General features: G+C 63.7%; 7 protein-coding genes and 1 pseudogene. All 8 read left to right on the top strand.

The window, feature by feature from the left end; all coding sequences use genetic code 11:
- Nucleotides 1-250: pseudogene (locus IL54_RS10685) on the top strand (D-alanyl-D-alanine carboxypeptidase family protein); the annotation flags it as partial.
- On the top strand, nucleotides 247-873 hold the full coding sequence (tmk, locus tag IL54_RS10680) for a dTMP kinase (protein ID WP_037475519.1): 627 nt from the start codon (nucleotides 247-249) through the stop codon (nucleotides 871-873). The pseudogene IL54_RS10685 and the gene tmk, both read left to right, overlap by 4 nt.
- A complete protein-coding gene (locus IL54_RS10675; protein WP_037475517.1) occupies nucleotides 870-1,841 on the top strand; it encodes an AAA family ATPase in 972 nt (323 codons plus the stop codon). Before tmk ends, IL54_RS10675 begins: the two co-directional genes overlap by 4 nt.
- A 44-nt stretch (nucleotides 1,842-1,885) precedes the next feature.
- A complete protein-coding gene (gene metG, locus IL54_RS10670) occupies nucleotides 1,886-3,454 on the top strand; it encodes a methionine--tRNA ligase (RefSeq protein WP_037475514.1) in 1,569 nt (522 codons plus the stop codon).
- Between the two features lie 5 nt (nucleotides 3,455-3,459).
- Nucleotides 3,460-4,233 (top strand): TatD family hydrolase, encoded by a 774-nt coding sequence (locus tag IL54_RS10665; protein WP_037475512.1) that lies wholly within the window; start codon nucleotides 3,460-3,462, stop codon nucleotides 4,231-4,233.
- Nucleotides 4,230-5,021, top strand: a complete 792-nt coding sequence (locus IL54_RS10660; RefSeq protein WP_037475510.1) for an MBL fold metallo-hydrolase — start codon at nucleotides 4,230-4,232, stop codon at nucleotides 5,019-5,021. The genes IL54_RS10665 and IL54_RS10660 overlap by 4 nt, the downstream gene beginning before the upstream one ends.
- The gene (locus IL54_RS10655; protein WP_037475508.1) at nucleotides 5,021-5,641 is read left to right on the top strand and encodes a retropepsin-like aspartic protease family protein; all 621 of its coding nucleotides are present in this window, start codon (nucleotides 5,021-5,023) and stop codon (nucleotides 5,639-5,641) included. Before IL54_RS10660 ends, IL54_RS10655 begins: the two co-directional genes overlap by 1 nt.
- Nucleotides 5,638-6,933 carry an MFS transporter gene (locus IL54_RS10650; RefSeq protein ID WP_037475505.1) on the top strand — a complete coding sequence of 432 codons (1,296 nt, stop codon included), beginning with the start codon at nucleotides 5,638-5,640 and terminating at the stop codon, nucleotides 6,931-6,933. The genes IL54_RS10655 and IL54_RS10650 overlap by 4 nt, the downstream gene beginning before the upstream one ends.
- Nucleotides 6,934-6,989 lie beyond the last annotated feature (56 nt).

Below are 6,989 nucleotides of genomic sequence, written 5' to 3'. Positions count from 1 at the left end.
CGTGCCTTTGGTCGCGCCGCATAATATGGCGGTGACGCTGCCTCGCACCGCCTCATCCAACGTCAAGGTCAAGGTCGTCTATACCGGCCCGATCAAGGCACCGATCGCCAAGGGTCAGCAGATCGCCCAGCTCATCGTCCAGACGCCCGACACCCCGCCGCAGGTCATGCCGTTGGTGGCCGGTGAAGATGTGGCGGAAGCGGGTATGTTCGGTCGGATCTGGAATGGCATGAAGTCGCTGTTCGGGTGAGTCCGGGCCGCTTCATCACGCTGGAAGGCGGAGAGGGTGCGGGTAAATCGACCCAGCTTCGCGCGCTCGCCGCTGCCCTGCGCGCGCGCGGACTGGAAGTTGTCGAAACCCGCGAGCCGGGCGGCAGCGAAGGCGCGGAAGCGATCCGCGCGCTGCTGCTCACCGGCGGCGCGGATCGCTGGAGCCCGCGCGCCGAAGCCCTGCTGTTCGCCGCCGCGCGCGCCGACCATGGCGAAAAGACGATCCGTCCCGCCTTGGCGCGGGGTGCCTGGGTGTTGTCCGACCGCTATCTCGATTCGAGCAGGGCCTATCAGGGACAGGGCGACCTGACCGATGCCGACATAGTAGCGCTGCACCGGATCGGCAGCGCCGGATTCCTCCCCGACCGGACCTTGTTCCTCTCCCTGCCGCAGTCGGACGCTGAAACGCGCGCCCGCGCCCGCGATGGCGACATATCCGACCGGATCGGCGGGCGGGATCGCACCTTCCATCGCGCTGTCGCGGACGCTTTCGCCCGCTTTGCCGTCGAAGAACCCGCCCGTTTCCGGCCTATCGATGCGTCGGGCGCAGCGGATGCCGTCACCGCCCGCTTGCTCGAAGCGCTGGCCGACCTGCTGCCATGAAGTCCTTGATCGGCCATGACGCGCAGGCCCGTTTGCTGATCGGCGCGGCGGCCAGCGGGCGGATGCATCATGGCTGGATCTTGAGCGGCCCACGCGGCATCGGCAAGGGCAGCTTTGCGCGCGCGCTCGCGCTGCGCCTGCTTGCCGACGCCGCCGGGCCGAAGGTCGAGGGGGAGGGGCTGGCCGTGCCCGACGACCATCGGGTTCGCCATCTGATCGACGCCGGTGCCCATCCCGACTATGCCGAACTTGCGCCGCTGGAAAAGGATGGCGTCACCGCACGCAACATCAGCGTCGATCAGGTGCGCGGGCTGGGGAGGCTGCTTCAATCGGCCCCGTCCTTGTCGACGCGCCGCATTGTGGTGATCGACAGCGCCGACGATCTCGAACGCGGCGCGGCCAATGCGCTGCTCAAGACGCTGGAGGAGCCGCCCGCCGATATGCTGTTCCTGCTGGTCAGCCATGCGCCGGGCCGCCTGCTGCCGACCATCCGCTCGCGCTGCCGCACGCTGCGCTTCGATCCGCTGGACGATGCGGCGATGCGATCGGTATTGCGGTCAGGAGAGGGGGAGTTGTCGCCCGCAGAATTGGACGCGCTGGTCCGGGCAGGGGAAGGATCGCCGGGGAAGGCATTGCGCTATGCCGGGCTTAATCTGGCGGAAATCGAAGCCGCTTTGACGTTGATCGCGACCGATGGCGATCCCGGCAACCGGCAGCGGCTCCTGCTCGCCAAGACGCTGGCGACCAAGCCAGCCCGTCCCCGCTATGAGGCCTTCTTGGAACGCGCGCCCGCTTTCCTCGCCGAAGCGGCACGGCATCGCAATGGTCCCGCCCTTGGCGTGGCGCTCGACCATTGGGAGGAAGCGCGGCGACTGGCGGGCGGAGCGATCATCCTGTCGCTCGATCCGGCGGCGGTCGTGTTCGAACTGGCGGGCCATGTCGCGGCGCTGGCACCGCGCGCCGCCTGAAAAGCGACTTTGCGCGCAGGCGAACAGCCGCTAGGGAAGGCCGCATGTCCAAACCCTATACCATCACCACCGCCATCAGCTATCCCAATGGCCGTCCGCATATCGGCCACGCCTATGAGGTGATCGCCACCGACGCGATCGCCCGCTTCCAGCGGATGATGGGCCGTGACGTGTTTTTTCAGACCGGCACCGACGAACATGGCCTGAAAATGGACCAGGCCGCGCGCACACGCGGCATCGAACCGCGCGCGCTGGCCGATGAAATGGCCGCACATTTCCAGCACATGGCATCAGTTCTTAACATCAGCCATGATCGCTTCATCCGCACCAGCGAACCGGATCATCACCGTGCAAGCCAGGCGATCTGGCAGGCGATGGAGGCCAATGGCGACCTCTATCTTGGCCGCTATGAAGGCTGGTATTCGGTCCGCGACGAAGCCTTTTACGACGAGAAGGAAATCGTCGAGGGGGAAGGGGGCGCCAAACTTTCGCCCCAGGGCACGCCGGTCGAATGGACGGTCGAGGAAAGCTGGTTCTTCCGCCTGTCCGCTTATCAGGATCGGTTGCTGGCCCTGTATGAAAGCCAGCCCGGCTTCATCCAGCCCGACAGCCGCCGCAACGAAATCCTGCGCTTTGTCGAAGGCGGTCTGAGCGACCTCAGCATCTCGCGCACCAGCTTCGATTGGGGCGTGAAGGTGCCGGGCAGCGAGGGCCATGTCATGTATGTCTGGGTCGATGCGCTGACCAATTATCTGACCGGCTGCGGCTATCCTGACGATGCGACACGGATGGCGCGCTATTGGGCCGAGGGGGGTGACATTACGCACATCATCGGTAAGGATATCGTGCGTTTTCATACCGTGTACTGGCCAGCTTTCCTGATGAGTGCAAAGCTGCCCTTGCCCAGCCAGATATTCGGTCACGGCTTCCTGCTCAACCGCGGCGAGAAAATGTCCAAGTCGGTCGGCAATGTCGCCGATCCGATCGCGCTGGCCGAGCGTTTCGGCGTCGATCAGTTGCGCTATTTCTTGCTGTCGGAAGTCACCTTCGGCAATGACGGCAGCTACAGCGCGGAAGCGATTGTCCAGCGGTCGAACAGCGATCTTGGGAACGCCTTTGGGAACTTGGCCCAGCGCACATTGAGCTTCATTGCGAAGAATCTGGACGGCTATCTGCCGGCAATCCATGGCCATGACGCCGCCGATACCGACTTGATCGACTTGATCGACCGCGTTGTGCGCACGGACATGCCAGCAGCGATGGAGGACCTGGCGCCGTCGGTCGCGATTGATGCCTGGCTGCGCGCAGCCTTTGCCTGCAACCAGTATATCGACGCGCAAGCGCCATGGAGCCTGCGCAAGACCGATCCGCAGCGGATGGAAACGGTGTTGGCGACGCTTTATATAGCGATCGCCCAACTCGCTGTTGCCGTCCTGCCGGTTGTCCCGGCGAGCGCTACGGCGTTGCTCGATCACATGGGCATTCCCGCTGACAAGCGGACCTATGAAGCGATTGGCGATCATTGGTATTCGCCGCTGGCAGAAAGCGATTTCATTCTCGCCGCCCCTAAACCGCTCTTCCCCCGCCTCGAACTGACCGAAGCGGACGCCTGATCGTCATGCTGATCGACAGCCATTGCCACTTGAATTACAAGGGCTTGATTGAGGATCAGGAGAATGTGCTGGAACGCGCCCGCGCGGCCGGCATCGACCTGATGCTCAATATCGCGACCCGCGAGAGCGAGTGGGATGCCGTTCTCGACACCGCGATCCGCGCGCCCGACGTCTGGGCGACTGTGGGCATCCACCCGCATGAAGCCGATGAGCATCCGCATGTCGATACCGCCAAGCTGGTCGAGCGCGCCGCGCATCCGCGCGTCGTCGGCATCGGCGAAACCGGCCTCGATTATTATTACGACCATAGCGACCGCGACCGGCAGCAGAAGAGTTTTCGCGCGCATATCGCCGCCTCGCGCGACACGGGTCTGCCGCTGATCGTCCACACCCGCGATGCGGAAGAAGACACGCTGGCGATCATGCGCGACGAAATGGGGAAAGGGGCCTATCCCGGCGTCATCCATTGTTTCACCGCCAGCGGCGCCTTTGCCGATGCGGCGATGGCGTTGGGCTTCTATGTCAGCATTTCGGGCATCGTAACCTTCAAGAGCGCAAAGGATCTGCAGGAAACCGCAGCCCGCCTGCCGCTCGACCGGCTGCTGGTGGAAACGGACTCTCCTTTCCTCGCCCCGGTGCCGCATCGCGGCCGCCCCTGCGAACCGGCCTTCGTGGCGGACACCGCGCGCTTCCTCGCGACCCTGCGCGGCGAAAGCATCGAGCAATTGGCCACCGCGACCTCCGCCAATTTCCGCACCTTGTTCAAGAAGGTGGCATGAGTTTCAAACTGACTATCCTGGGCAGTGGCACCTCGTCGGGCGTTCCGCGCATCGGCAATGATTGGGGCACATGCGACCCGACCGAGCCGAAGAACCGCCGCAGCCGCGTGTCCATCCTGGTCGAAAGCCCGACCACCCGCATCCTAGTCGACACCTCGCCCGACATGCGCGCGCAATTGCTCGCAGCCGACGTGGTCCAGATCGACGCCATATTGTGGACGCATGATCATGCCGATCACAGCCATGGCATCGACGATGTCCGCCAACTCTTCCACCATCGCCGCTCGCCCGTGCCCGGCTATGCGCGCGAACAGACACTCCGGCTCTTGTCGCAGCGCTTCGCCTATGCCTTTGAAGGGCGCAACGGCTATCACCCGACCATCGCCCCGCATATCCTGCCCGACAGCCTGCGGATCGGCGACATCGACATCGCCTGCGTCGATCAGCCTCATGGCGACATCTGGTCCACCGGGTTCCGCTTCACCCATGGCGGCCGGTCGATCGGCTATGCCACCGATTTCCATGAGCTGACGCCGGAAATGCTCGCGCTCTATGACCGACTCGATGTCTGGGTAGTCGATGCCCTGCGCGAAAAGCCGCACCCGACCCATCCGCACCTTGCCCTTACTTTGGACAGCATCGCACAAACCAAGCCCGGCCAGGCCATATTGACGCATATGGACCAGAGCATGGATTATGCGACGCTGCGGCGGACACTCCCCAGCGGCGTCGAACCCGGCTATGACGGCATGACCGTGGAACTGGCGACGGCAGAGCAGGGGGATTGATGGACGGCGATCAGGCAGCATCGACCCTCTGGTATGTCCTTGCGCTCGTGCTGGTTGGATCAGCGCTGATCGGGCGCAGGCTGGCCTGGGGATCGTTATTGCGCCTAGCACTCTTATGGGTCGCGATCTTCGCGGGCCTGTTCGGGCTGTTCACCCTGGCGCAGCAGCAGGGCTATCTCACCGGTCGCTGGGCGGAAGAGGGGGTTTCGGTCGGCGATGCACCGCCGACCCTGCCGCCCGTCCGTGCCGAAGGGCAAGCCATCCGCATCCCCGTGGCCCGCGACGGCCATTATTGGGTTGAAGCCAGCCTCAACGGCACACCCGCACGCTTCCTCATCGACAGCGGCGCGACCGTCACCGCGCTATCGGAACCGACGGCGCGCGCGGCAGGTCTCAACTATGATGTCGGCGCGCCCGGCGTCGTCATGACCACCGCGAACGGCAAGGTCGAAGCGCGCCGGTCAAGCATCGCCACGCTGGCGATCGGCCCGGTGATCGCCAGCGACTTGCCAGTGGTCGTCTCGCCCGCATTCGGCGAAATCAACGTCATCGGCATGAACATGTTGTCCCGCCTTAAAAGCTGGGGCGTGCAGGATGGCGAAATGGTGCTGACGCCATGACGCCATCGCTCGCGCCACCCACCCAGCGCCAGCGGCTCAAGGCCATCATCGGCGGGTCCACCGGCAATCTGGTCGAATGGTATGACTGGTATGCCTATGCCGCCTTCACCCTCTATTTCGCGCCGCATTTCTTCCCCAGCCAGGATCGTACCGCCCAATTGCTGAGCGCCGCCGGGATTTTCGCGGTCGGTTTCCTGATGCGGCCGATCGGCGCATGGCTGATGGGCGTCTATGCCGACCGGCATGGCCGCAAGAGCGGCCTCACGCTGTCGGTGGCGCTGATGTGCGCGGGGTCGCTCCTGATCGCGGTGACGCCAGGCTATGAGACAATCGGCGTCGCCGCGCCACTGCTGCTGGTGCTGGCGCGCCTGATGCAGGGCCTGTCGATCGGCGGCGAATATGGTGCCAGCGCCACTTATTTGTCGGAAATGGCGGGCAAGAACCGGCGTGGCTTCTTCTCCAGTTTCCAATATGTCACGCTGATCGCCGGTCAGTTGGTCGCCATCTGCGTGCTGCTGATCTTACAGGCGACGCTCACCGAAGCGCAACTGGATGCCTGGGGCTGGCGCATACCCTTTTTTATCGGCGGCGGACTGGCGGTGATCGTCTTCTGGCTGCGGCGCGGCCTTGCCGAAACGCAGAGCTTTGCCGTGGCCAAGGCGGCAGGCGCGCCCAAATCCGGCTTTGTCGAACTCATCACCAACCATCCGCGCGAAACGCTGACGGTGATACTGCTGACCGCTGGCGGTACGATCGCCTTCTACGCTTATTCGATCTACATGCAGAAATTCCTGGTCAACACGAGTGGCCTCAGCCGGGAAACGGCCTCGCAGATCAACGCCGTGACCCTGTTCGCCTTCATGCTGCTCCAGCCGGTCGCGGGCGCGCTGTCCGACCGGATCGGGCGCAAGCCGCTGATGATCGGCTTTGGCATCATGGGCGTCCTATGCACCTATCCCATTTTCGCGACGCTGGCCGTGACCAAAGACCCGCTGATCGCCGGTCTGCTGGTGATGGCAGGGCTGATCATCGTCACTGGCTATACGTCGATCAACGCCGTCGTGAAGGCCGAACTGTTCCCGGCGCACATCAGGGCGCTGGGCGTGGCGCTGCCTTATGCCTTGGCCAATACGCTGTTCGGTGGGACGGCCGAATTTGTCGCCTTGTGGTTCAAACAGGCGGGCATGGAGCAAGCCTTCTATATCTATGTCACGGTGATGATCGCCATTTCACTGGTGGTCTATGTGCGTATGCGCGACACGAGTAAACATAGCCAGATCCAGGAAGACTGACGCCCACCTCAGCCCATATTTAACATAATCCTTATTATCGATTATTTTACGGTGTT

Source organism: Sphingobium sp. ba1, from assembly GCF_000743655.1.
Taxonomy (GTDB): Bacteria; Pseudomonadota; Alphaproteobacteria; order Sphingomonadales; family Sphingomonadaceae; genus Sphingobium.
The sequence above is the reverse complement of the archived record's forward strand: the minus strand, read 5'-3'. Positions and strand labels throughout refer to the sequence as shown.